20 protein-coding genes and 1 other RNA gene are annotated in these 23,713 nt (G+C 71.0%); 19 read left to right on the forward strand and 2 right to left on the reverse strand.

What is annotated here, in order from left to right:
* The first annotated feature begins 403 nt into the window (after nucleotides 1–403).
* From QFZ58_RS22855 to QFZ58_RS22870, 4 genes are all read left to right on the forward strand, one after another.
* Complete coding sequence (locus QFZ58_RS22855; RefSeq protein ID WP_307126765.1) at nucleotides 404–2,041, forward strand: serine/threonine-protein kinase; 1,638 nt, start codon at nucleotides 404–406, stop codon at nucleotides 2,039–2,041.
* 158 nt (nucleotides 2,042–2,199) lie between these two features.
* Nucleotides 2,200–3,438, forward strand: coding sequence for a serine/threonine-protein kinase (locus QFZ58_RS22860; protein WP_307126766.1), 1,239 nt, complete (start codon nucleotides 2,200–2,202; stop codon nucleotides 3,436–3,438).
* A 69-nt stretch (nucleotides 3,439–3,507) separates the two neighbouring features.
* Nucleotides 3,508–4,614 (forward strand): peptide chain release factor 2, encoded by a 1,107-nt coding sequence (gene prfB / locus QFZ58_RS22865; protein WP_307126767.1) that lies wholly within the window; start codon nucleotides 3,508–3,510, stop codon nucleotides 4,612–4,614.
* Between the two features lie 354 nt (nucleotides 4,615–4,968).
* Complete coding sequence (locus QFZ58_RS22870; protein ID WP_307126768.1) at nucleotides 4,969–5,832, forward strand: LPXTG cell wall anchor domain-containing protein; 864 nt, start codon at nucleotides 4,969–4,971, stop codon at nucleotides 5,830–5,832.
* A gap of 108 nt (nucleotides 5,833–5,940) precedes the next feature.
* Here the strand turns inward: QFZ58_RS22870 and QFZ58_RS22875 are convergent, their stop codons facing one another.
* Nucleotides 5,941–6,132: a hypothetical protein gene (locus QFZ58_RS22875; RefSeq protein ID WP_307126769.1), complete on the reverse strand. Its 192-nt coding sequence runs from the start codon at nucleotides 6,130–6,132 to the stop codon at nucleotides 5,941–5,943.
* Between the two features lie 259 nt (nucleotides 6,133–6,391).
* Here QFZ58_RS22875 and ftsE point away from each other — a divergent pair, with 259 nt between their 5' ends.
* The 5 genes from ftsE to ssrA all read left to right on the forward strand — a co-directional run bounded on the left by ftsE (nucleotide 6,392) and on the right by ssrA (nucleotide 10,692).
* Nucleotides 6,392–7,081: a cell division ATP-binding protein FtsE gene (gene ftsE, locus QFZ58_RS22880; RefSeq protein WP_307126770.1), complete on the forward strand. Its 690-nt coding sequence runs from the start codon at nucleotides 6,392–6,394 to the stop codon at nucleotides 7,079–7,081.
* 246 nt (nucleotides 7,082–7,327) lie between these two features.
* On the forward strand, nucleotides 7,328–8,248 hold the full coding sequence (ftsX, locus tag QFZ58_RS22885; protein WP_307126771.1) for a permease-like cell division protein FtsX: 921 nt from the start codon (nucleotides 7,328–7,330) through the stop codon (nucleotides 8,246–8,248).
* 68 nt (nucleotides 8,249–8,316) lie between these two features.
* The gene (locus tag QFZ58_RS22890; RefSeq protein ID WP_307126772.1) at nucleotides 8,317–9,504 is read left to right on the forward strand and encodes a S41 family peptidase; all 1,188 of its coding nucleotides are present in this window, start codon (nucleotides 8,317–8,319) and stop codon (nucleotides 9,502–9,504) included.
* Between the two features lie 18 nt (nucleotides 9,505–9,522).
* The gene (gene smpB, locus QFZ58_RS22895; protein WP_307126773.1) at nucleotides 9,523–10,011 is read left to right on the forward strand and encodes an SsrA-binding protein SmpB; all 489 of its coding nucleotides are present in this window, start codon (nucleotides 9,523–9,525) and stop codon (nucleotides 10,009–10,011) included.
* A gap of 293 nt (nucleotides 10,012–10,304) precedes the next feature.
* Nucleotides 10,305–10,692: a transfer-messenger RNA gene (gene ssrA / locus QFZ58_RS22900) on the forward strand.
* A gap of 69 nt (nucleotides 10,693–10,761) precedes the next feature.
* On the opposite strand, the gene QFZ58_RS22905 is transcribed toward ssrA, so the two are convergent.
* Nucleotides 10,762–11,931: an MFS transporter gene (locus QFZ58_RS22905; RefSeq protein ID WP_373428577.1), complete on the reverse strand. Its 1,170-nt coding sequence runs from the start codon at nucleotides 11,929–11,931 to the stop codon at nucleotides 10,762–10,764.
* A 182-nt stretch (nucleotides 11,932–12,113) separates the two neighbouring features.
* Between QFZ58_RS22905 and QFZ58_RS22910 the strand changes: the two genes are divergently transcribed.
* The 10 genes from QFZ58_RS22910 to QFZ58_RS22955 all read left to right on the forward strand — a co-directional run bounded on the left by QFZ58_RS22910 (nucleotide 12,114) and on the right by QFZ58_RS22955 (nucleotide 23,662).
* Nucleotides 12,114–13,115 carry a LysR family transcriptional regulator gene (locus QFZ58_RS22910; protein WP_307126775.1) on the forward strand — a complete coding sequence of 334 codons (1,002 nt, stop codon included), beginning with the start codon at nucleotides 12,114–12,116 and terminating at the stop codon, nucleotides 13,113–13,115.
* A gap of 135 nt (nucleotides 13,116–13,250) precedes the next feature.
* Complete coding sequence (locus QFZ58_RS22915; RefSeq protein WP_307126776.1) at nucleotides 13,251–13,895, forward strand: hypothetical protein; 645 nt, start codon at nucleotides 13,251–13,253, stop codon at nucleotides 13,893–13,895.
* Nucleotides 13,896–16,094, forward strand: coding sequence for a bifunctional polysaccharide deacetylase/glycosyltransferase family 2 protein (locus QFZ58_RS22920; protein WP_307126777.1), 2,199 nt, complete (start codon nucleotides 13,896–13,898; stop codon nucleotides 16,092–16,094).
* Nucleotides 16,095–16,489: 395 nt separating this feature from the next.
* The gene (locus tag QFZ58_RS22925; protein WP_373428671.1) at nucleotides 16,490–17,686 is read left to right on the forward strand and encodes an acyltransferase; all 1,197 of its coding nucleotides are present in this window, start codon (nucleotides 16,490–16,492) and stop codon (nucleotides 17,684–17,686) included.
* A gap of 153 nt (nucleotides 17,687–17,839) precedes the next feature.
* Nucleotides 17,840–19,171: a NarK/NasA family nitrate transporter gene (locus tag QFZ58_RS22930; RefSeq protein ID WP_307126778.1), complete on the forward strand. Its 1,332-nt coding sequence runs from the start codon at nucleotides 17,840–17,842 to the stop codon at nucleotides 19,169–19,171.
* A 130-nt stretch (nucleotides 19,172–19,301) separates the two neighbouring features.
* A complete protein-coding gene (locus QFZ58_RS22935) occupies nucleotides 19,302–20,447 on the forward strand; it encodes a uroporphyrinogen-III synthase (RefSeq protein WP_307126779.1) in 1,146 nt (381 codons plus the stop codon).
* 65 nt (nucleotides 20,448–20,512) lie between these two features.
* A complete protein-coding gene (locus QFZ58_RS22940) occupies nucleotides 20,513–21,076 on the forward strand; it encodes a GNAT family N-acetyltransferase (RefSeq protein WP_307126780.1) in 564 nt (187 codons plus the stop codon).
* A 329-nt stretch (nucleotides 21,077–21,405) separates the two neighbouring features.
* On the forward strand, nucleotides 21,406–22,002 hold the full coding sequence (locus QFZ58_RS22945) for an ABATE domain-containing protein (RefSeq protein WP_307126781.1): 597 nt from the start codon (nucleotides 21,406–21,408) through the stop codon (nucleotides 22,000–22,002).
* A 203-nt stretch (nucleotides 22,003–22,205) separates the two neighbouring features.
* A complete protein-coding gene (locus tag QFZ58_RS22950; RefSeq protein WP_307126782.1) occupies nucleotides 22,206–22,793 on the forward strand; it encodes a sigma-70 family RNA polymerase sigma factor in 588 nt (195 codons plus the stop codon).
* Nucleotides 22,790–23,662, forward strand: a complete 873-nt coding sequence (locus tag QFZ58_RS22955; protein ID WP_307126783.1) for an anti-sigma factor — start codon at nucleotides 22,790–22,792, stop codon at nucleotides 23,660–23,662. The genes QFZ58_RS22950 and QFZ58_RS22955 overlap by 4 nt, the downstream gene beginning before the upstream one ends.
* The last annotated feature ends 51 nt before the right edge of the window (nucleotides 23,663–23,713 follow it).

Below are 23,713 nucleotides of genomic sequence, written 5' to 3' on the forward strand. Positions count from 1 at the left end.
GGGAAATGCCCTGTGATTCCCCCCACCCGGCGCGGACGCGTCGTCCGGTACAGGTCGTCACGGAGGGCGAGGCACCAACCTCACAGCTCCGTGCTGGAGGCATCCTCGCACCTGCCACTGACAACACGCCCGGGGGTGACCGCTTAGTGATCTTGATTGGCCGAGTGTGGGTACAAAAGTGCCTGCTTGGTCCTGCGGCGGGCGTGCTGCACACTCGTTCGGCAACCAACCCTTCGGTGGCTGCGTCTTCCCCTGGACACAGCGGCGACACGGCCGGAAATCCCACCGGACGGTGCTCCGTCCGGCGGCATCACGGCCGCACGGGAGGTCGTTAGAGTGGGCCGGAACATCCGGGCGGGCCCGGGGGATCCGCAAGCACAACGATCAGCAGGGAGCGCATGACGTGCGGCCGGTAGGCAGCAAGTACCTGCTCGAGGAACCGCTCGGACGCGGCGCCACGGGCACCGTCTGGCGAGCCCGCCAGCGGGAGACCGCGGGTGCCGAGGCGGCCGTCGCCGGGCAGCCCGGAGAGACCGTCGCGATCAAGGTGCTCAAGGAGGAGCTCGCCAACGACGCGGACGTCGTGATGCGGTTCCTGCGTGAGCGCTCCGTGCTCCTGCGGCTCACCCACCCGAACATCGTGCGCACCCGGGACCTCGTCGTCGAGGGCGATCTCCTGGCCCTCGTGATGGACCTGGTCGACGGCCCCGACCTGCACCGCTACCTCCGTGAGAACGGCCCGCTCACCCCGGTCGCCGCCTCCCTGCTCACCGCCCAGATCGCGGACGCGCTCGCCGCCAGCCATGCCGACGGAGTGGTCCACCGTGATCTGAAGCCCGCCAACGTGCTGCTCGACGAGCGCAACGGCGAGATGCACCCGATGCTCACCGACTTCGGCATCGCGCGCCTCGCGGACTCCCCGGGGCTGACCCGGACCCATGAGTTCGTCGGCACGCCGGCCTATGTGGCGCCCGAGTCCGCCGAGGGCCGTCCGCAGACCTCCGCCGTGGACATCTACGGCGCGGGAATCCTGCTGTACGAGCTGGTCACGGGCCGTCCGCCGTTCGCCGGGGGCACCGCGCTGGAGGTGCTGCACCGGCACCTCAGCGAGGAGCCCCGCCGCCCCGGCTCCGTCCCGGAACCGCTGTGGACGGTCATCGAGCGTTGTCTGCGCAAGGACCCGGACCAGCGGCCCAGCGCCGTGAACCTGGCCCGCGCGCTGCGGACCGTCGGCGCGGGCGTCGGCGTGCACGCCAACTCCGCACAGATCGCGGCCGCCGAGGGCGTGGGCGCCCTGCTCGCCCCCGACCCGGCGCCCGCCGCCGTCCCCGAGACCCCGGGTGCGGCCGACGCGACGCAGGTGCTGCCGAGCAACGCGGGTTCGTACGACCCGGCGGCCCCCACCAGCGTCATGCAGCAGACCCCGGGGAGCGGCGGCCACGCCGACCCGACCGCGGTCATGCCGCCCGTGCCGCCGCGCCCCGACGGAGCCCCCGGCCCCGACGAGCCGCACCCCTGGCAGTCCCAGCTCCGGGCGGCCCGCGACCGCAACGAGCAGACGCAGGTCCAGTACCTCGACCCCAGCCAGGACCCGCTGCGCCGCCGTCCCCAGCGACAGCAGCCACCGCAGCAGAGCCAGCAGCCCCCGCAGCGCCGGCAGCAGAGCCCGCAGCCTCAGCACGCCCAGCAGTACCCGCAGCAGCAGCCCCAGCGCTACCAGCCGCAACAGCACCAGCCGCAACAGCGGCAGCAGTACGCGCCGCCGCAGCCGCCGGCACCCCAGCAGCCCACCCCGCGTCAGCCGAGACAGCGCAACGCCAACCCCATGCGCATCCCCGGCCTGGGCTGTCTCAAGGGGTGCCTGTTCACGGTGGTCCTGCTGATCGTCGCCGGCTGGCTGATCTGGGAGCTGACGCCGCTCCAGGACTGGGTCGACCAGGGCACGGGCTACTGGGAGGCCATCGGGGACGGGATCTCCACGGTCACCGACTGGGTCAAGGACCTCGGCGGCAGCTCCCCGAGCGAGCCGACGGGGCAGTAGACGGGGCAGTCACAGCACCCACTCTGTGTCTTTGTCGACTTCTGCGGGCCCATTTCGCCCGCAGAAGTAAAGGTTGGCGCCATCCAGGGCACGCAACACCCCGATCGCCGCGTAACTTTGTCGACCGGGGGTCAACGCCAGCCGCTGAGGGAGCAGTCTTGGCACGGAATATCGGCAGCCGGTACACCGCCCACCAGATCCTGGGGCGCGGCAGCGCCGGCACGGTGTGGCTCGGCGAAGGGCCCGAGGGCCCCGTCGCCATCAAGCTGCTCCGCGAGGACCTCGCGTCCGACCAGGAGCTCGTGGGCCGTTTCGTACAGGAGCGCACCGCGCTGCTCGGTCTCGACCATCCGCACGTCGTCGCCGTCCGCGACCTCGTCGTGGACGGCAACGACCTGGCGCTCGTGATGGATCTCGTACGGGGCACCGACCTGCGCACCCGCCTCGACCGCGAGCGCAGGCTCGCCCCCGAGGCCGCCGCCGCGATCATCGCGGACGTCGCCGACGGCCTGGCCGCGGCCCACCGCGCCGGAGTCGTGCACCGTGACGTCAAGCCGGAGAACATCCTGCTCGACATGGAGGGCCCGCTCGGCCCCGGCGGCTCCCACCCCGCCCTGCTCACCGACTTCGGTGTCGCCAAGCTGATCGACACCCCGCGCCGCACCAAGGCCACGAAGATCATCGGAACGCCGGACTACCTGGCGCCCGAGATCGTCGAGGGCCTCCCGCCGCGCGCCGCCGTCGACATCTACGCCCTGGCGACGGTGCTCTACGAGCTGCTCGCCGGCTTCACGCCCTTCGGCGGCGGCCACCCCGGCGCGGTGCTGCGACGCCACGTCACCGAGACGGTCGTCCCGCTCCCGGGTATCCCCGAGGAGCTCTGGCAGCTCCTGGTCCAGTGCCTGGCCAAGGCCCCGGCCTCCCGGCTGCGCGCCTCCGAGCTGGCGACCCGGCTGCGTGAGCTCCTCCCGCTCCTCTCCGGGATACCCCCGCTCGACGTCGACGAGCCGGAGGGCGACTCCGAACCGCAGACGTACGACGAACAGAGTTACGCCCCGGCCCAGGAGGAACCCCGCCGCCGCGGAGCCGTCCCTCTGGTCCCGGGCTCCGCCCCGGACTCCAACCGGGACACCCACACGAGCATGCGGGTCCCCGCCCCCGACGAGCTGGCGGGCGGCCCCCTCGGCACGGCCCGGGCCCCGCGCGCCCCGGGGCGCCCCCGGCCGGGCTCGGCCCGGAACAGGTCCGCCGCCGTGCGCAAGCGCCGCATCACCCTCGGTGCCGCGGCGGTCGCCCTGTGTGCGGCGATCGGCGTCGGCGGGTGGCTCGCCACGAGCGGGGACGACGGGGGAACGCGGCCCGGGAACACGAGGAATTCGGCTCCCACGGTCCCCTGAGGGCCGGACCATGACGGTCGGCACCCGGGGGAGGGACAGGTTCACTCGTCCAGCCGTTACGCTGGACCCGTGGCAGTCGTCGATATTTCCGAAGAGCTGAAGTCCCTCTCCTCGACCATGGGGTCGATCGAGGCCGTCCTGGACCTGGATACCCTGAGGGCCGAGATCGCCGCGCTCGAGGAGCAGGCGGCGGCGCCGTCCCTCTGGGACGACCCGGAAGCGGCCCAGAAGATCACCAGCAAGCTTTCGCACCTCCAGGCCGAGGTCCGCAAGACCGAGGCCCTGCGTGGGCGCATCGACGATCTCAGCATCATGTTCGAGCTCGCCGAGGACGAGGGCGACGCCGACGCGCTGGGTGAGGCGGAGGCCGAGCTGGAGTCGGTCAGGAAGGCGCTGGACGAGATGGAGGTCCGCACCCTCCTCTCCGGCGAGTACGACTCGCGTGAGGCGCTGGTCACCATCCGCGCCGAGGCCGGCGGCGTCGACGCCGCGGACTTCGCCGAGAAGCTCCAGCGCATGTACGTCCGCTGGGCCGAGAGGCACGGCTACAAGACCGAGGTCTACGAGACGGCGTACGCGGAAGAGGCCGGCATCAAGTCGACCACCTTCGCCGTCGAGGTGCCGTACGCCTACGGCACGCTCTCCGTCGAACAGGGCACCCACCGGCTCGTCCGGATCTCGCCCTTCGACAACCAGGGCCGCCGCCAGACCTCCTTCGCGGGTGTCGAGGTCCTCCCGGTGGTCGAGCAGACCGACCACATCGAGATCGACGAGTCCGAGCTGCGCGTGGACGTGTACCGCTCCTCGGGCCCGGGCGGCCAGGGCGTCAACACCACGGACTCCGCGGTGCGACTGACCCACCTGCCCACGGGCATCGTCGTCTCCTGCCAGAACGAGCGCTCGCAGATCCAGAACAAGGCGTCCGCGATGAACGTCCTCCAGGCGAAGCTGCTCGAGCGCCGCCGCCAGGAGGAGCAGGCCAAGATGAACGCCCTCAAGGGCGACGGCGGCAACTCCTGGGGCAACCAGATGCGTTCGTACGTCCTGCACCCGTACCAGATGGTCAAGGACCTCCGTACGGATTTCGAGATGGGCAACCCGGAAGCGGTCTTCAACGGCGAGATCGACGGCTTCATCGAGGCGGGCATCCGCTGGCGCAAGCAGAGCGAGAAGTAGCCGTACACGTACGGTGATCGGGCCCGGGCAGGGAGAACCTGCCCGGGCCCGACCCGTTCTCCCGCCGGGACCAAGGGAGTTGGGGGGACCGTGTGCTGAATGAGTCACAGTCGTGATTCCGAATAGCCGTCAAGAACCCCCATAGCGGACCGTATGCCTCGGAACGGCCTTGACGTAGCCCTTAAGTCTGGACAGGGTGCTGAGGCAGCATGCGTATGTCTGGGACAGGTGCGATCGGGGGCGGGGCGGGATGACCACGGCACGACGTGGCCCCGCGAAGACCGCGACCTCGCAGGGCCGTGGACCGCATATGGCTGCTCCACTGACGAGATCGGCTACTGGGGGTAGCAACAGATGACCAAGAAGACGCGAGTCCGCGTTGCGCGGATAGCCGCTGGTGCGGTTATTGCCGCGGGCGCCTCGCTCACCGTCGCGGGTGCGGCGCAGGCTGCGGGTTACCTCACCGAGGAGAGCTCGAACAGCAACTACACGACTGAGGGCACGGAGCCCGAGGTCAACGGCGGCCTCCTCGGCGGCGTCGACACGGGTGGGACGACGACCGGTGAGACCACCGGTGAGACGTCCACCACGGGTGAGACCACCGGCGAGACGTCGACCACGGGTGAGACCACCGGTGAGACGTCGACGACCGGTGAGACCACCGGCGAGACGTCCACCACGGGTGAGACCACCGGCGAGACGTCGACGACCGGTGAGACGTCGACCACGGGTGAGACCACCGGTGAGACGTCGACGACCGGTGAGACCACCGGCGAGACGTCCACCACGGGTGAGACCACCGACGGCGGCACCACGTCCAACGGCGGCTCCAACGGCAACAACGGCTCCTCCGGCAACGGGGGCTCCACCGGCAATGGCGGGACCACCGGTAACGGCGGTGCCACCGGCTCGGTCACCGGCGGTGACACGGGGGCAACCACCGGCTCGGTCACCGGCGGCGACACCGGAACCACCGGCTCCACCGGTGGCGCCGGCACCTGCACCGTCGACCTGGACGGCGCCGCGTGCGCCGACAACACCGACACCGACAGTGTCGGAAACCAGCCGGCCGAGCAGAGCAAGGGCAAGGACGAGCTCGCCGAGACCGGTGCGGCCGAGACCACGTTCCTGCTGGTCGGCGCCGCGACGATGATCGCGGGCGGGATCGGCTTCCGCTTCCTGCCGCGTCTGGCGGCCGGCGGCCGTACGGCCGCCTAGAGGCCCGTACGCGTACGGCGAAGGGCCCGGGAGAGCCGTCACGGCCTCTCCCGGGCCCTTCGTGTACCCGAACCACTCCCGGGCCGTGCGCGCGCGTCCTGAGACGGCTCAGGCGGCCTGGTGGGCCAGCAGTGCCAGAGCGGCCACCAGGATTACCATGAGCGCGATCAGCATCGCCGGATTCAGCCCCGCGAAGGGGCCTTCGTCCTGCATGCGCTCCCGGCTCGCCCGGCAGACGCGGCAGCGTCCCTCGCTCACGGGCGCCGCGCAGTTCGCGCACACCAGTCGGTCATAGGTCATGCGCATTCCTCCTCACCGCGCGGCGGAGCCGCATACGCGTTCTCTCCGCACAACGCTCAGGGAAACGCAACCGTTCCCCCTACCACTGTGCCAGCTCGCGCCCATTTCGGCGCGGCCCACCGGAGAGGGCCCGGCACGCCCCGTTTCGTTCCCTGCCGCGTTACGGCACAAATCCCTCATGGGCGGACGCCGACTGCACGCGTCAGCCGGGTTCGCGTATGGTCACGCACACCTACTCCCGGCCGACCGTGGTGCATCCGTGATCCGATTCGACAACGTCTCCAAGACCTACCCGAAGCAGAGCCGTCCTGCTCTCCGGGACGTCTCACTCGACATCGAGAAGGGCGAGTTCGTCTTCCTGGTGGGCTCGTCCGGCTCCGGCAAGTCCACCTTCATGCGGCTCATCCTCCGTGAGGAGCGCGCCAGCCAGGGCACGGTCCACGTGCTCGGCAAGGACCTGGCCCGCCTGTCCAACTGGAAGGTGCCTCAGATGCGCCGCCAGTTGGGCACGGTGTTCCAGGACTTCCGGCTCCTGCCCAACAAGACCGTCGCCGAGAACGTGGCCTTCGCCCAGGAGGTCATCGGCAAGCCCCGCGGCGAGATCCGCAAGGCCGTGCCGCAGGTGCTCGACCTCGTCGGTCTCGGGGGCAAGGAGGACCGCATGCCCGGCGAGCTCTCCGGTGGTGAGCAGCAACGCGTCGCGATCGCGCGGGCGTTCGTCAACCGCCCGATGCTGCTGATCGCCGACGAACCGACGGGCAACCTCGACCCGCAGACCTCCGTGGGAATCATGAAGCTGCTGGACCGGATCAACCGGACCGGCACCACCGTGATCATGGCGACCCACGACCAGAACATCGTCGACCAGATGCGCAAGCGCGTCATCGAGCTCGAGCAGGGCCGTCTCGTGCGTGACCAGGCGCGCGGCGTCTACGGCTACCAGCACTAGGGCGTGTTTCGAAAGTCCCGCCTGCCCGGGGGCGTCTGGCACGCACGCTCGCCGCGTTGTCGGGATCACCCCGATACACCCGGTATCGAGGCGACCCTCCGCCTTGCGATCGCACGCACCAGACGCCCCCGGGCCTACCCTTCGGGCAGACGACGCTACTTTCGAGACACGCCCTAGGCCGACACGTCCTGGGAGGGGCCGCCCCCTCCACGCACCTGCACGAGCATCGAGTACTGAAAGGACGCCATGCGCGCCCAGTTCGTCCTGTCGGAGATCGGCGTCGGTCTTCGTCGCAACCTCACGATGACCTTCGCGGTCGTGGTCTCCGTCGCTCTCTCGCTCGCCCTGTTCGGCGGCGCGCTGCTGCTGCGCGAGCAGGTCGGCTCGATGAAGACCTACTGGTACGACAAGGTCAACGTCTCGATCTTCCTCTGCAACAAGAACGACGCCAAGGACGTGCCCAAGTGCGCCAAGGGTGCCGTCACCGCGGACCAGAAGAAGGAGATCAAGGCCGACCTCGAGAAGATGGACGCCGTCGAGAAGCCGGTCCTCTTCGAGACGGTCGACGAGGCGTACAAGCACTACCAGGAGGAGTTCGGCGACTCGCCGATGGCCGGCAGCATCACGCCGGACCAGATGCAGGAGTCCTTCCGGGTCAAGCTCAAGGACCCGCAGAAGTACAAGGTGGTCGCGACGGCCTTCGCGGGTCGTGACGGGGTGCAGTCCGTCCAGGACCAACGGAGCATCCTGGACAACCTCTTCGAGCTGATGAACGGCATGAACGTGGCCGCGATCTTCCTGATGGCGCTGATGCTGATCATCGCGTTGATGCTCATCGTGAACACCGTGCGCGTCTCGGCGTTCAGCCGGCGACGGGAGACCGGCATCATGCGGCTGGTGGGGGCGTCCGGCTTCTACATCCAGATGCCGTTCATCATGGAGGCGGCCTTCGCCGGTCTGATCGGCGGACTGCTCGCCTGCGTCATCCTGCTCGCCGGCCGGTACTTCCTCATCGACGGTGGTCTGGCGCTCCAGGAGAAGCTGAACCTGATCGACTTCATCGGCTGGGAGGCCGTGATCACGAAGCTTCCGCTGGTGCTCGCCATCGGGTTGCTGATGCCCGCAGTTGCCGCACTGTTCGCGTTGCGCAAGTACCTGAAGGTGTGACGATCGCCCCGTGCGGCGCGCGGCCGACGAGCCGTGTGCCGTAGGGGCGTTGTCCTAGACTCGGCGTCATGACGGGCCTCACGAAACCCTTGGTTCCCCGCGGTGTCCGCCGCGGGGCGGCCCTGACACTGGTCTTCGCGAGCGTGCTGGCCACGGCCGCGGCGACCGGGTCCCTGCCCCGCGAGGACGCCGCGGGGACGGAGATAGAGGCCGGTTCCGTCTCCTCCACCGTCGGTTCCGCGGACCGCGGGGCGGTCGCCGAGGCGGCCGCCGAGGCCGAGGCCCACGGCAAGTCCGGTACGGACGCCGCGGAGGAGGCCGTCAGCCGCAGCGGGGACCGCTGGGGCGCGGTCTACGACGAGCGGGAGTACGAGGAGTTCGAGCAGGCCCTCGACGGCTCGTACACCGGGGTCGGCATCTCGGCACGCCGCTCCGCCGGGGGAGCGGTGACCGTGAGCGGCGTGCAGTCCGGCGGTCCCGCGGACCTGGCCGGGGTGCGCACGGGGGACCAGCTGCGCACGGTCGACGGCAGGCCGGTGGGCAGGCGCCCCGTCGCCGAGGTGGTCGCCCTGCTGCGCGGGGACCGCACGAAGGAGGCCGAGGGCACGCCCGTCGTCCTCGGACTGCGGCGCGGCACGCACACGTGGACCGAGACGCTGCGCCGGGCCCGGCTGACGACCGAACCGGTCACCGTCCGGCGGCTGGGCCGTGATGCGTCCTCCGCCGTCCTGGTCAAGGTCGCCGCCTTCACGAAGGGCGCGGGGACAGCCGTACGCGACGCGGTGGACGCCGCCCCCGAGGATGCGGGCATCCTCCTGGACCTGCGGGCCAACTCCGGTGGCCTCGTCACCGAGGCCGTCACCGCCTCCTCGGCCTTCCTCGACGGCGGTCTGGTCGCCACCTACGACGTGCACGGCGAGGAACAGGCGCTGTACGCCGAGCCCGGCGGGGACACCGACCGGCCCGTGGTCGTCCTGGTGGACGGCGGCACGATGAGCGCCGCCGAGCTGCTCACCGGCGCCCTGCAGGACCGGGGGAGGGCCGTGACCGTCGGATCCCGCACCTTCGGCAAGGGGGCCGTGCAGATGCCCAGCGCGCTCCCGGGCGGCGCGGTGGCCGAGCTGACCGTCGGCCAGTACCGCACTCCGGCGGGCCGCAGCGTCGAGGGGCGCGGCATCACGCCGGACGTCGGGGCGGGTCAGGAGGCCCAGAAGCGGGCCGAGACGGTATTGAGTGGCCTCGGGGGTGGGTCGTAGTGCGAAAATGACCGCACTATGGCCAAGGAAAAAGACACCGGGCGCAAGATGATCGCGCAGAACAAGAAGGCGCGGCACGACTACCACGTCCTCGACACCTACGAGTGCGGCCTCGTGCTCATGGGCACGGAGGTCAAGTCGCTGCGGATGGGCAGGGCCTCGCTGGTCGACGGCTTCGTCCAGATCGACAACGGCGAGGCGTGGCTGCACAACATCCACGTTCCCGAGTACGTGCAGGGCACCTGGACGAACCACGCGGCCAAGCGCAAGCGCAAGCTGCTCCTGCACCGGGCCGAGATCGACAAGCTGGCGTCCAAGTCGCAGGAGTCGGGCCACACGATCGTGCCGCTCGCCCTGTACTTCACGGAGGGCCGGGTCAAGGTCGAGATCGCCCTCGCGAAGGGCAAGAAGGAGTACGACAAGCGGCAGACGCTGCGCGAGAAGCAGGACACGCGGGAGACGAACCGTGCGATCTCGGCGGCTCGCCGGCGCCAGCGCAGCGCCTAAGGGTTGTCCCGCAACCCCGGCGGGCGCACGACGACAGCTACGGCACCTCACCGCGTTGTCGGAACGCCCGAATACATCCAGTATGCGGACGTCCCTCCGCCTTGCGATGCACCGCATCTGACGCCGCGCGCCGGTCCACCAGGGATTACGGGACACCCCTTAGCCGGGGCCGACGCGGTCGATGGCCGGGGCCCGCGCCCCGGAGCTGCCGGAATACGGTGGCATCCGCGTACGTTGGTCACGTACGATGGGCCGTGCGCCTCGCAGAAGGTGCACGTTTGAAAAAACAACATGGGGATGATCGGTTTCGACAGCGGATGTCGAAGCAGGGGAAGCGAGTCGAGGAAGCGGCAATGATCTCGTTAACCATATGTCGCAACCAATAATCGCCAATTCCAAGCGCGATTCCTCCGCCTTCGCCCTCGCTGCCTAATTAGCAGCTAAGCGAAGACTCTGCGGAGTGTCAGCCCGGGGGTGATCCCGACCCGGATCCTGGCATCATTCAGGGATCTAAACTTCTAAGCCCGGTCACGGGGCCTAGAAGGAAATCAAACAGTGACTGGGCCTGTCGGAGGCTTGTTCGCGTGACCTCCGGGGCCGAGAAAAGCGCAGCGAACTGCACTCGGAGAAGCCCTGGTTCTGCACCGTTGGACGCGGGTTCGATTCCCGCCATCTCCACAATTCCCATGTGAACGAGGACCCCGTTGCCCCTGGCAGCGGGGTCCTCGTTTTTCTGCCCTCCGTCATTTTTCAGGCTTTGCGCGTCCCGGCTGCCGCGACGGCCAGGGCCAGGGCCGCGGCGCACACCGGCACCGCATAGCCGGTCACCGTCCCGGAATGCTCGACCGTCCAGCCGCCGGCCGCGGAACCCGCGGCTATTCCCCCCAGGAGCGCGGTGACCGCCAGCGTCATGCCCTCGTTGAGCTGCGCCTGCGGGGTGAGGCGCTGCACGAGCGTCATGCCGGTGACCATGGTGGGCGCGGTGGCCGCGCCCGCCAGCAGCAGGCAGCCCGCCAGCACCGGCAGGGAACGGGTGGCGGACGCGGCGATCAGCGGAAGGGACATCAGCGCGGTCATGCCGGTGAGACAGAGCACCAGCCTGCGGCCGACGCTCGCGGCGGGGCGCAGTGAACCGTAGAGCAGTCCGGCCACGCAGGAGCCGCCCGCCTGAAGGGCGAGGATCGCGCCCCCGGCGTGGGCGATCGAGACGACCTCCATGGCGCCGAAGACGGCACCGGTCGCCAGGAAGACGGTCAGCAGGGCGGGCATGCCGCGGGTCCGCAGTGGGGAGGCGGCGCGGATGTGTGGGGCGACCGGCGGCTCGGTCGCCCGCTGAGCCGCGAAGATCAGGACACCGGTCATCAGCAGGACCGCGCCGGTGAGGGTGCCGGCTTCGGGGAAGAGCGCCCCGCACAGCGAGGCGGCCAGCACCGGGCCGAGCATGAAGCACAGCTCGTCGGCGGCCTGTTCGAAGGAGTTCGCGGTGTGCAGGGCGCCCGGATCGCCCTTGTGCAGGTGCGCCCAGCGGGCCCGTGACATCCCGCCGGTGTTGGGGGTGGTGGCCGTGGCGGCGTACGAGGCGAAGAGGGTCCAGACCGGAGCGTCGTAGTGCACACAGAGCACGAGGGCGAGTGAGCCGAGCACGGCGACGGCGGTGGCGGGCACGGCGATCCTGGCCTGGCCGTACCGGTCGACGAGCCGTGCGGTCCAGGGGGCGACCACGGCGGTCGCGGCCAGTCCGGTCGCGGTGACGGTTCCGGCCAGGGCGTACGACCCGTGCGCCCCGGCGATCATGATGACGGCGCTGACGCTGAACATCCCCATGGGCAGCCGGGCGAGGAGGTTGCCCGCCGTGAAGGCGCGGGCGCCGGGGGTGGCGAGCAGCCGGCGATACGGGTTGCCGGGCACGGCGGCAGGCATGGACATGGTGGGCGGCGGCGCAGGTGGGGACGCGGGCGGGCGCGCGGCAGGTGGCGACGCGGGCGGCGGAGGCGGAGCGACAGCGGTTTCATCGGGCACGCGACAACCTTCACGGCGGGACGTCCGTACCGTCCAACACCTGCACCACCCCGATTGACGCACTCCTGTTGTAAATTTCGCGCATGGCCCCCTCCGACACCGATCCCCGGCTCCTGCGCGCATTCGTCGCCGTGGCCGAGGAGCTGCACTTCACCCGCGCCGCCGCCCGGCTCTACGTCGCGCAGCAGGCGCTGAGCCGGGACATCCGCCGGCTGGAGCGCGAGCTGCGCAGGGAGCTCTTCGTGCGCACCACCCGCCAGGTGTCACTCACGCCGGACGGGGAAAGGCTCCTCCCGTACGCCCGCCGGGTGCTCGAGGCGCAGGACCATCTCGCCGAAGCGTTCGCCGATCCGGCCGCCCGTCCGCTGCTCGTCGACCTCAACACCGACGGGATGACCGCGGCCCGGGTGCTGGCCAGGGCGCGTGAGCTCGTTCCCGAGTGCGAGCTGATGGCCCGCTTCGAGAGCGGACTGACCTATGCGGCCGGTGAGGTGCTCGCCGGCCGGCTCGACGTCTCCTTCGGGAGGGCCGCGGGGCTCGACCCGGGGGTGCTCGCCCGGCTCCGCGTACAGCCGGTGCGGTACGAGCCGATGGCCGTCCTGCTGCCGCACGGTCACCCCCTGGCAGGGCGTGCGGTCGTCGCCATGGATGAACTGTCCGGCGAGACCGTCTACGCGGGGGCGGGCAATGCGCGCACCCGGGAATGGACGGATCTTGCCTCCCAACTCTTCGCGCAGTGGGACATCGTGCTCGCCCCGCCCGCCCCTCTCGCCGTCGGAGTGGCCGAATTCCAACGGGTGATGGCGAAGTCCGGGAACCCCGTACTGGCTGTCGTCGACTTCCCACCGCTGCCGGGCACGGTCGTACGCCCCTTGGTGCGGCCGGTGCCGCTGTCCCCCCTGCTGATGGTCCGGCGGGCCGGGCCGGACCATCCGGGCCTGGGTGCGCTGAGCGCCGCAGCGGCCGAATTGGCTGCCACAGAGGGATGGATGGCACGGCCAACCGGATCGTGGCTGCCCGAAAGCGACGAGTCACTCATGCGTCACCGTTTCTTCACAACAGCTGAGACGGGGTCCGGATGGTGACCGTCGTGCGCTACATTCGAAGCTCCGGTGCACGGTGGTACGTGGCGCGAGGACAGGGTGGGGGTCCGGTCCGACGGCAAGAAACCAGTCATTTCCGCGCGCCTGTCTCACTGAGTGGGGGAAGAGCGAACATCTGTGGAAAATTGGCGCGAAGGCACCCGTACCGGGCACACTCATGAGCCGCACGACGTCACGATCCAGCTGGACGGACTCGGCCGGCAACTCTCCGAACTACCTGTTGAACCAAGCCGTCCGGACCCCGCGGACGGCCCCGTCTTCGTCGACGAGAGCGGTCGCCGGAGCAAGACGTACCGACGGCTGGGCTGGCTGCTCGCCGGCATCTGCGCCGTCTACGCGGTGACCCTGGTGGTCGCGTTGCTGGGCGGCAACTCCACCGCCCCGTGGCTGCCGCTGAACGGCCAGGAGCAGAAGAAGGCGAGCGACGTCGAGGTGCGGCCCGTCCCCACCGAGAGCGCGTCGTCCGAGCTCACCGGCGCCGAACCCGGCGCCTCCGCATCGGGCGTCGCGGTGATCCCGTCCGCCAGCGCCTCCGCGTCCCCGCCGGCGGCGCCCGGCGCGCACGCCTCGGCCTCCAGGAGCAGCGCTCCCCCGAAGGCCGACGACGCCTCCGCAGAACCCGCCCCCGAGACCTCGGCCCCCGAGTCGTCCTCCGGGATACCCACGCCGTCGACCGGTACCGGGGACCCCGTCGAGGAGAGCCCGCCGGCGTCCTCGGATCCCGTGGTCCCACCGGTGCAACCACAAGAAGGCCCTCACTAGATGACGCCCCCCGCCCCGCGGGGCAGGCACAACCGGAGGAAGAAGCGGACCGTCCGGCGCAGGCTCCCCATGCGCTACCTGCTTCCGTCCCTCCTCCTTGTCGCCCTGCTCGCGATGCTGATGCTGCGCGGATACGTGCACAGCGAAATCCTCGCCGACCACCGCGTACAGCCTCCGGCTCCCACCACCCAGGTGCCGTCCGAGGTCCTCGACGGTGGACCGGTCATCGACGCCCGTACACCGGGCGAGGTGGCCAAGACCCTCCGCATACCCGACCACAAGATCGTCCTGACCTTCGACGACGGGCCGGACCCGGTCTGGACGCCGCGCGTCCTGGACGAGCTCGAGAAGCACCACGCACACGGTGTGTTCTTCGTGACCGGCACCATGGCATCGCGCTACCCGGACCTCGTGCAGCGCATGGTCGACGAGGGCCACGAGGTCGGCCTGCACACGTTCAACCACCCCGACCTCTCCTACCAGTCCACCAGCCGCATCGACTGGGAACTCTCCCAGAACCAGCTGGTCCTGGCCGGGGCGGCGGGCATCCGCACCTCCCTGTTCCGGCCGCCCTACTCCTCGTTCGCCGACGCCATGGACAACAAGTCCTGGCCGGTCACGCAGTACATCGGCAGCCGCGGCTACCTCACCGTCGTGAACGACACCGACAGTGAGGACTGGAAGCGCCCCGGTGTCCCCGCGATCATCGAGCAGGCCACGCCCGAGCACGGCAAGGGCGCCATCATCCTGATGCACGACTCCGGCGGCGACCGGTCCCAGACCGTGGGCGCCCTGGGCGAGTTCCTGCCGCAGATGCAGGCGCGCGGCTACGACTTCACCAACCTCACCGCGGCCCTGGGCGCCCCCAGCGCCCATACCCCGGCCACCGGCTTCGCGCTCTGGAAGGGCAAGGCGTTCGTCCTCGGCGTGGACATCTCCGAGCACGTCACGAGCGTGCTCGTCGTCGGCCTCGCGGTCATCGGTGTCCTGGTCATGGTCCGCTTCGGGCTGATGCTGCTGCTGTCCTTCCTGCACGCCAGGAAGGTGCGCCGCAGGAACTTCCGCTGGGGCGAGCCGTTCACCCGCCCGGTGTCGGTCCTCGTGCCCGCGTACAACGAGCGCGAGTGCATCGCGTCCACCGTGCGCTCGCTCGTGGCCAGCGACTATCCGATCGAGGTCATCGTCATCGACGACGGCTCGACGGACGGTACGGCCGACATCGTCGAGGCGATGTGGATCCCGAACGTCCGTGTCGTCCGGCAGGTCAACGCGGGCAAGCCGGCAGCTCTCAACAACGGCATCGCGCACGCCCGTTACGACATCGTCGTGATGATGGACGGCGACACGGTCTTCGAACCCTCCACCGTGCGCGAGCTCGTGCAGCCTTTCGCCGACCCCCAGGTCGGCGCGGTCGCGGGCAACGCCAAGGTCGGCAACCGCGATTCGCTGATCGGCGCCTGGCAGCACATCGAGTACGTGATGGGCTTCAACCTCGACCGCAGGATGTACGACCTCCTGGGCTGCATGCCCACCATCCCCGGTGCGGTCGGCGCCTTCCGCCGGAACGCCCTGGACCGGATCGGCGGCATGAGCGAGGACACCCTCGCCGAGGACACCGACGTCACCATGGCCCTGCACCGCGACGGCTGGCGCGTCGTCTACGCCGAGAACGCGCGGGCCTGGACCGAGGCCCCGGAGTCCGTCCAGCAGCTGTGGTCGCAGCGCTACCGGTGGTCGTACGGCACGATGCAGGCCATCTGGAAGCACCGCCGGGCGGTCTTCGAGCGGGGGCCCTCGGGCCGGTTCGGACGCGTGGGGCTGCCGTTCGTCTCCCTGTTCATGGTCGTGGCCCCGCTGCTGGCCCCCCTCATCGACGTCTTCCTGCTGTACGGCCTGGTCTTCGGCCCGACCGGGAAGACGGTCGCCGCCTGGTTCGGCGTCCTGCTGGTGCAGGCCGTCTGCGCCGCGTACGCGTTCAGGTTGGACAAGGAACGCATGACCCACCTGATATCCCTGCCGCTCCAGCAGATCCTCTACCGGCAGCTCATGTACGTCGTACTGCTCCAGTCCTGGATCACCGCTCTCACCGGCGGCCGGCTGCGCTGGCAGAAGCTGCGCCGCACCGGAGTGGTCGAGGCGCCGGGCGGTACACAGAACCGCCGCAAGGACACGGACAGGGACCGGAGGCCGGTCGCATGACCCATCCGAACCAGCAGGACGGCTACGACGGCGTCCGGCCGGCGGGGGCCGACGCCTGGGCACAGGACGGCGGCAGTCACCAGGTGCACGCCGGTGCCCACCCGCGCCACGACGGGTCCTACCCGCGCCACGACGGGTCCTACCCGCCGGCCACCGGGTCCTACCCGCCGGCCCACGGTGAGTACCAAGCCACCGGCGGCGAGTACGGGCCGGCCCACAGTGCGTACCAGGCGACCGGCGGTGGGTACCCGTCGGCCGGCAGCCCCTACGCCCCGCCCGCCGGCGCCCACCCGGCCCAGGACACCGCCTTCCCGGGACACGGCGGGGCCCCGGTGCAGGCCGCCGCCTTCCCCGGCCGGACCGGTACCGCTGCCCCGGAGACCGTGCCCCTGCCCCTGCGCCCGTCCCCCGACGAGGGGGCCCCGGCGTCCCCCGCGACCACCGAGGCCACCGGGGCCGTGCCGAAACCGGGACGGGACCGCTACCTCGACCTGCTCCGGGCCGTCGCCCTCGTCCGCGTGGTCTGCTTCCACCTCTTCGGCTGGGCCTGGCTGACCGTCCTCTTCCCGTCCATGGGCGTGATGTTCGCCCTCGCCGGTTCGCTGATGGCCCGCTCGCTGGCCCGCCCCGCGGGAAGCGTCATCCGCAGCCGGCTGCGCAGGCTGCTCCCTCCGATGTGGGCGTTCTCCCTCATCGCCGTACCGGTGATGTTCGCGCTGAGCTGGAAGCCCGTGCGCGAGGAGGGGCTGTGGTGGTTCATCAAGATCGGCTGCTACATCCTCCCGGTCGGCTCCCCGCCCTATCCCGAGGAGAGCGGCTCGACCGGCGGATGGCTGGAGGTGTCCTGGGCGGACCAGGCTGTGGGACCGCTCTGGTACATCCGCGCCTACCTCTGGTTCGTGCTCGCCTCACCCCTGCTGCTCAAGGCCTTCCGCAGGCTCCCGTGGGTCACGCTGCTCGCCCCGATCGCCCTCACGGCGGTCATCGGCACGGGTCTCGTCACGGTCCCCGGCATGCTCGGTGAAGGGCTCGTCGACTTCGCGGTCTTCGGCTCCTGCTGGATCCTCGGCTTCGCCCACAACGACGGGCTGCTCCAACAGATCCCGCGCTACCTGGCGGTGTCCAGCGCCGCGATCGTCATGGGCTTCGGCCTGTGGTGGGCGTCGGGACACCTCACCGAGGAGGGCTGGAACCTCGACGAGATCCCGCTCGCCCAGGCCACCTGGTCCCTCGGCTTCTGCGCGGTCCTCCTGCTCTACGCACCCTCCTGGCGGAAACTCCCCGGGAAGCTCGCCGGCTGGGACAGCCTGGTCACCCTCGCCAACAACCGGGCCGTGACGATCTACCTGTGGCACAACATCCTGCTGATGGCGGCCGCGCAGCTCGTCGACGAGTCCTGGAACATCCCGTGGTTCGGTGACACGTTCGGCCCATACATCGAGAAGTCCTACAACGGCCTCATCCTCATCCTGATCTGGCCGCTGCTCGGTGTCGCCATCCTGGCCTTCGGCTGGGTCGAGGACGTGGCCGCGAAGCGCCGGCCGCGCCTGTGGCCCAACGGGGCGGTCAAGGGCCGCGGCCGCGCCGCCTGAGCCGTCCGGCAGGGGTGCGGCGGGCCCGGCTCACCGCGCCCCCTCCGGCCGAGTGAGAGCAAGGTTGCGCACCGGTCACCTCACGGCACCGCGCCGAAACGCGGACTCCATAGCGTCGGGAGCACAACACCCCGACCCCTGTGGAGGCGCGTGATGGCCGGTCGTTGGATCGAGCAGTGGGAGCCGGAGGACGAGACCTTCTGGCGCGAGACGGGCGAGCGGGTCGCCCGGCGGAACCTGTGGTTCTCCGTGCTCTCCGAGCACATCGGTTTCTCCATCTGGTCCCTGTGGTCCGTCATGGTCCTGTTCATGGGACCCGAGTACGGGATCGACCCGGCCGGGAAGTTCTTCCTGATCTCCACGGCCACCCTGGTCGGAGCCGTCGTCCGGGTGCCCTACACCTTCGCCGTCGCCCTGTTCGGCGGGCGCAACTGGACGATCTTCAGCGCGCTGTCGCTGCTGGTGCCGACCGTCGCCGCCTTCGTGGTCATGGAACCCGGTACCTCCTACACGACGTTCCTCGTCGTCGCCGGGCTCACCGGCATCGGAGGGGGCAACTTCGCCTCCTCCATGACGAACATCAACGCCTTCTTCCCGCTCCGCAAGAAGGGCTGGGCGCTCGGGCTCAACGCGGGCGGCGGCAACATCGGCGTACCGGTCGTGCAGCTCGTCGGCCTCCTGGTGATCGGCACGGCGGGCGCGGCGCACCCCCGGATCGTGCTGGGCGTCTACGTGCCCCTGATCGTCGTCGCCGCGGTCTGCGCCGCTTTCCGCATGGACAACCTCCGGCCCGTGCAGAACGACGCCGGGGCTGCGCTCCAGGCCGTACGCGAGCCGCACACCTGGATCATGTCGGTGCTCTACATCGGCACCTTCGGATCGTTCATCGGCTACAGCTTCGCCTTCGGCCTCGTCCTCCAGACCCAGTTCGGCCGGACCCCGCTGCAGGCCGCCTCGCTCACCTTCATCGGCCCGCTGCTCGGCTCCCTGATCCGCCCCGCGGGCGGCTGGCTCGCCGACCGGTACGGCGGCGCCCGGATCACCCTGTGGAACTTCGCGGCGATGGCCGCGGCGACCGGTGTCGTCGTCTACGCCTCCGGGATCGAGTCGCTGGCCGTGTTCCTCGTCGGCTTCATCGCGCTGTTCGTGCTCACGGGACTGGGCAACGGCTCGACGTTCAAGATGATCCCGGGCATCTTCCACGCCCAGGCGGTCGGCAAGGGCCTGCGCGGCGAGGAGGCGGCGGCGTACGGCCGGCGGCTGTCCGGTGCGGCCATGGGACTCATCGGGGCGGTCGGCGCGCTGGGCGGCCTGGCGATCAACCTCGCTTTCCGCCAGTCCTTCGCGACCTCGGGCGCCGGAACGGCCGCCTTCTGGGCCTTCCTGGTCTTCTACGCCGTCTGCTTCACCCTCACGTGGTCGGTATACCTTCGGCGTACCGCGGCGGTGCCCGCGAAGCCCCAGCTCAGCTACGCCGAGGTGTGAGGATGGCCCTCAGGCGTCATGTGACGTAACGGGCGGGAAATACAAGCGAACCGAGCCTGTCACGCAGGGTTGGCAGTCTCGGTCCTCCGCACCATCGAGCACCAGCGGGACGAGAGCCGGGTATCACGCCATGCACGACGACGACGCACAGCACGGGCCCCTCGCGGGCTTCACGGTCGGGGTCACCGCCGCCCGTCGCGCCGAGGAGCTGGGGACGCTCCTCACGCGCAGGGGCGCCGCGGTCCTGCACGCGCCCGCGCTGCGGATCGTGCCGCTCGCGGACGACAGCGAACTCCTGGCGGCCACGAAGGAACTGATCGACGACGCACCCGACGTCGTCATCGCCACCACCGCCATCGGCTTCAGGGGCTGGGTGGAGGCCGCGGACGGCTGGGGGGTCGGCGACGCGCTCCTGGAGCTGCTGCGCGGGGTGGAACTGCTCGCCCGCGGTCCCAAGGTCAAGGGGGCCATCCGGGCCGCCGGACTCACCGAGGCGTGGTCGCCCGGGTCCGAATCGATGGCCGAAGTCCTGGACCGGCTGCTGGACGAGGGCGTCTCGGGCCGACGGGTCGCCCTCCAGCTGCACGGGGAGCCCCTGCCCGGATTCGTCGAGTCGCTGCGTGCGGCGGGCGCCGAGGTCGTCGGCGTACCCGTCTACCGGTGGATGCCCCCGGAGGACATCGCGCCCCTCGACCGCATGCTGGACGTCACGGTCGCCCGCGGTCTGGACGCCCTCACCTTCACCAGTGCCCCGGCAGTCGCCTCCTACCTGAACCGGGCCGAGGCCCGCGGCATGCTCCCGGAGGTGCTGTCCGCCCTGGGCCACGACGTCGTAACGGCGTGCGTGGGACCGGTCACCGCCCTGCCGCTGCAGGCGCGGGGCATCGACACCCTCCAGCCGGAGCGCTTCCGGCTCGGTCCGCTCGTCCAGCTGCTCTGCACCCAGCTGCCCGCCAGGGCCCGCACGCTGCCGGTCGCCGGGCACACGGTCGAGATCCGGGGGCACGCCGTGCTCGTCGGCGGCGCACTGCGCCCGGTGCCGCCCGCCGGCATGGCACTGCTGCACACGCTCGCCCGCAGGCCGGGCTGGGTCGTCTCCCGGGCCGACCTGCTGCGGGCGCTGCCCGGCAGCGGTAGCGACGAACACGCGGTCGAGACGGCGATGGCCAGACTGCGCACGGCCCTCGGAGTGCCGCGGCTGATCCAGACGGTCGTCAAGCGTGGCTACCGGCTGGCGCTGGACCCCTCGGCCGACACGAAGTACTCCGGCACCTGAACCGGTCGCGTACCGACTCCGGTACCGCATACACCGTGGCCCGACCGGGCGGTTACCGTGCGGGAATGATCGACGACATCCACCGCCTGACCTCCGACGTCCGGCTGAGGCCCGCGACGCTCGGCGACGCCGCGTCCTTCGCCGAGGCGCTGATCCGGAGCCGCTCCTACATGCGGCGCTGGGAGCCCGAACGGCCCGCATCCTTCTACACCCCCGAGGGGCAGCGACAGCGCCTGACCGGGCTGCTGGCGGACCGGGACGCGGGGCGCGCGATGCCCTGGGTGCTGGCCGACGAGGAGGACCGGGTCGTGGGGGCGATGACGCTCGCCTCCATCGAGCGCGGGCCGTTCCGCAACGCCCGGCTCGGCTACTGGGTCGACGTCGACCGGGCGGGCCGGGGCCTGGCGACGGCCGCGGTCGGCCGGGTCTGCGAGGCGGCGCGGGACGGGCTCGGACTGCACCGCATCGAGGCGGGCACGGTGGTCGACAACACCGCCTCGCAGCGGGTGCTGACCAAGTGCGGCTTCGTGCAGATCGGTACGGCGCCGCGCTACCTCCACATCGACGGGGCGTGGGCGGACCACCGGCTGTTCCAGCGGATCCTGCACGACGGGCCGCCGCAGCGCTGAGCGGTGCCTGCCGTACGCGCCTGTGGCCGTCCCGCGGACACGGTGACGGCTGCGGGTCGTCGTACGCCGCGGGCGGGGTACGTCGCCCGGGCGTCTCGGCCGCGGGCGGGGCGGGCACGACGTCCGGGCGTATCGGCCGCGGTCGGAGCGGACCGGTGGCCGGCGTCGCTGTCGTGAGGTGGCTGCGGGCACGGTGGGCGGCGTTCCGGGCGGCAGGAGGGGTTCCCGGCCGGGCCGGGGACGGGCACTCTGGGGTTGTTCCACTCGCGCGGACCGCTCCCCACGAACGGCTCTCCCCCCACAGGTGACCCCAAGGCGGTGACAGGCTCATGGCGGCGGGCACGGGCACGGCCCCGTACGGCCGGCGGTTCGACTCCGGGCGCGTCTGTCTCGACCTGGTGGCGACGGCTGCTGCCTGCTCCGGCGGCTCCGAGCGGCTCGACCGCCCCGCCGGCCTCGCCGGCTGGCTGGTGGCCTCCGGGCTGGTGCCTGCGGGGACGGTCCTCACGGGCGTGGACGAGACGTGGGTGGCGCGCTTCCGGCAGCTGCGTACGTGTGTCGACCGGCTGATGACCGCCGAACTGGCCGGGAACAGCGCCGAGAACGCCCTGGAACGCGTCAACGCCCTGGCAGCCGGGCCGCCGCCCGGGGTACGGGCCGTACGTGCCGAGGGAGGAGCCCTCGTACGGGTGCTGAGTGCCGACCCCGCGTGCGAGGCCCTGCTGGCGGCGGTGGCCCGGGACGCCGTGGAGCTGCTGACCGACCCGGCGGCCAGAGCGGGGCTGCGGCGCTGCGAGGGCGATGCCTGCCGGCGGCTCTACCTGGACACGTCGCGGGGCCGGCGGCGGCGCTGGTGCTCCAGCGAGGTCTGCGGGAACCGGGAACGGGTGGCCCGGCACCGCCGCCGCGTGAAGGCCGTGCGGTGAGCACCCGCCGAGCCGCCGTGCGGTGAGCACCCGCCGAGCCGCCGGCGCGGCGGTGGGCACCCGCCCGGGGCGGCCGGTATGCGCGCCTGCCCGCCCGTAACGGCCCTGCCGGGAAGAAAAGTCGTGCGCCCGTTGAATGAACCGCCGCCCGCGCCCGTATCGATGGTCACAGAGCTCGACAGGGTCTCGACCGGGAGGTTCGGGTGCGCAAGGATGCGGCCGTGGCCGATGACCGTCCGCACAGGGCTCGACATCGCAGTGAGCCGCCCCGCTCTCCCTCCGCCGTCCCCGACGAGGAGCTGATGCGGGCGCTGTACCGCGAACATGCCGGGCCGCTGCTCGCCTATGTGCTCCGTCTTGTCGCCGGAGACCGTCAGCGGGCCGAGGACGTCGTGCAGGAAACGCTCATCCGTGCCTGGAAGAACGCCGGTTCGCTCAACCGGGCCACCGGCTCCGTCCGCCCCTGGCTGGTGACGGTCGCCCGGCGCATCGTCATCGACGGCCACCGCAGCCGGCAGGCCCGGCCGCGTGAGGTCGATCCGTCGCCGCTGGAGGTCATTCCCGCGGAGGACGAGATAGACAAGGCGTTGTGGCTGATGACGCTCTCGGACGCACTCGACGATTTGACCCCCGCCCACCGGGAAGCATTGGTCGAGACCTACTTCAAGGGCCGTACGGTCAACGAGGCCGCCGAGGTGCTCGGCGTCCCCAGCGGAACCGTGCGGTCCCGGGTGTTCTACGCACTGCGTTCGATGAAGCTCGCACTCGAGGAGAGGGGGATCACGGCATGAGCGACCAGGAGTGGCAGCCTTTCGGGCCCCGGCCGGCAGGTCCCCGTACCCCCGGCGGGCCGTCCGGGCCACCCGGCCCGCCCGCCGGTCCCTTCGGCCTCCCCACGGAGGGCCCGGAGCACGACGCGGCCGGCGCCTATGTGCTCGGCATCCTCGACGACGCCGAGGCGAGCGCCTTCGAGGCGCATCTGGCGCACTGCGCGCTGTGCGCCGCCCATCTCGACGAGTTCGCCGGGATGGAGCCCATGCTGGCGATGCTCGCGGAGGCACCCGCCGCGGCGGGCGCGCGCCCCGTCCCGCACGTGCCCGACCGGCCCGCGCCGAGGTTGCTGGCCGGCCTGGTCGACGAGGTCGCGCGCAAGCGGTCCCGGCGGAGGCGGCGTGCCCGTTACCTGATCGCGGCGGCGGCGGTCCTGGTCATCGGCGGCCCGGTGGCCGCGGTCGTCGCCACGGGCGGCGACGACTCCGGCACGCAGGTGCAGGCCGGCGACCCCCACCCCACGAGCCCCGCCGAGGACGCCTTCTTCCACCACATGAAGGAGAAGCTGCGGGCGACCGACCCCACCACCCGGGTAGACGCCACGGTCGGTATGGAGCCCAAGGCCTGGGGGACGCACACGGTCCTGGAACTCAAGAACGTCAAGGGGCCGCAGAAGTGCAGCCTGATCGCCGTCTCCAGAACCGGCGATGAGGAGGTCGTCACCTCCTGGTCCGTACCGACCTGGGGGTACGGGATCGAGGACTCCACCCACGCGAGCGCGAGGAATCCGCTGTACGTGCACGGCGGCGCGGCGATGGCGCGCGAGGACATCGACCACTTCGAGGTGCGCACCTTCGACGGCGAGCGGCTGGTGGAGATCGACGCGTAAACGCAATCCGGGCCGCAGGTGCGCGGGGAGCCCCCTTTCGCGTACGGTTGA

Origin of the sequence: Streptomyces sp. B1I3 (assembly GCF_030816615.1) — a bacterium.
GTDB lineage: Bacteria > Actinomycetota > Actinomycetes > Streptomycetales > Streptomycetaceae > Streptomyces.

Bases quoted from the DNA above. Each gene is read 5' to 3' on its own strand.
- QFZ58_RS22870 (WP_307126768.1), top strand. From the start codon at position 4,969: ATGACCAAGAAGACGCGAGTCCGCGTTGCGCGGATAGCCGCTGGTGCG.
- QFZ58_RS22875 (WP_307126769.1), bottom strand. From the start codon at position 6,132: ATGACCTATGACCGACTGGTGTGCGCGAACTGCGCGGCGCCCGTGAGC.
- ftsX (WP_307126771.1), top strand. From the start codon at position 7,328: ATGCGCGCCCAGTTCGTCCTGTCGGAGATCGGCGTCGGTCTTCGTCGC.
- QFZ58_RS22890 (WP_307126772.1), top strand. From the start codon at position 8,317: ATGACGGGCCTCACGAAACCCTTGGTTCCCCGCGGTGTCCGCCGCGGG.
- smpB (WP_307126773.1), top strand. From the start codon at position 9,523: ATGGCCAAGGAAAAAGACACCGGGCGCAAGATGATCGCGCAGAACAAG.
- QFZ58_RS22905 (WP_373428577.1), bottom strand. From the start codon at position 11,931: ATGCCTGCCGCCGTGCCCGGCAACCCGTATCGCCGGCTGCTCGCCACC.
- QFZ58_RS22910 (WP_307126775.1), top strand. From the start codon at position 12,114: ATGGCCCCCTCCGACACCGATCCCCGGCTCCTGCGCGCATTCGTCGCC.
- QFZ58_RS22920 (WP_307126777.1), top strand. From the start codon at position 13,896: ATGACGCCCCCCGCCCCGCGGGGCAGGCACAACCGGAGGAAGAAGCGG.
- QFZ58_RS22930 (WP_307126778.1), top strand. From the start codon at position 17,840: ATGGCCGGTCGTTGGATCGAGCAGTGGGAGCCGGAGGACGAGACCTTC.
- QFZ58_RS22935 (WP_307126779.1), top strand. From the start codon at position 19,302: ATGCACGACGACGACGCACAGCACGGGCCCCTCGCGGGCTTCACGGTC.
- QFZ58_RS22940 (WP_307126780.1), top strand. From the start codon at position 20,513: ATGATCGACGACATCCACCGCCTGACCTCCGACGTCCGGCTGAGGCCC.
- QFZ58_RS22945 (WP_307126781.1), top strand. From the start codon at position 21,406: ATGGCGGCGGGCACGGGCACGGCCCCGTACGGCCGGCGGTTCGACTCC.
- QFZ58_RS22955 (WP_307126783.1), top strand. From the start codon at position 22,790: ATGAGCGACCAGGAGTGGCAGCCTTTCGGGCCCCGGCCGGCAGGTCCC.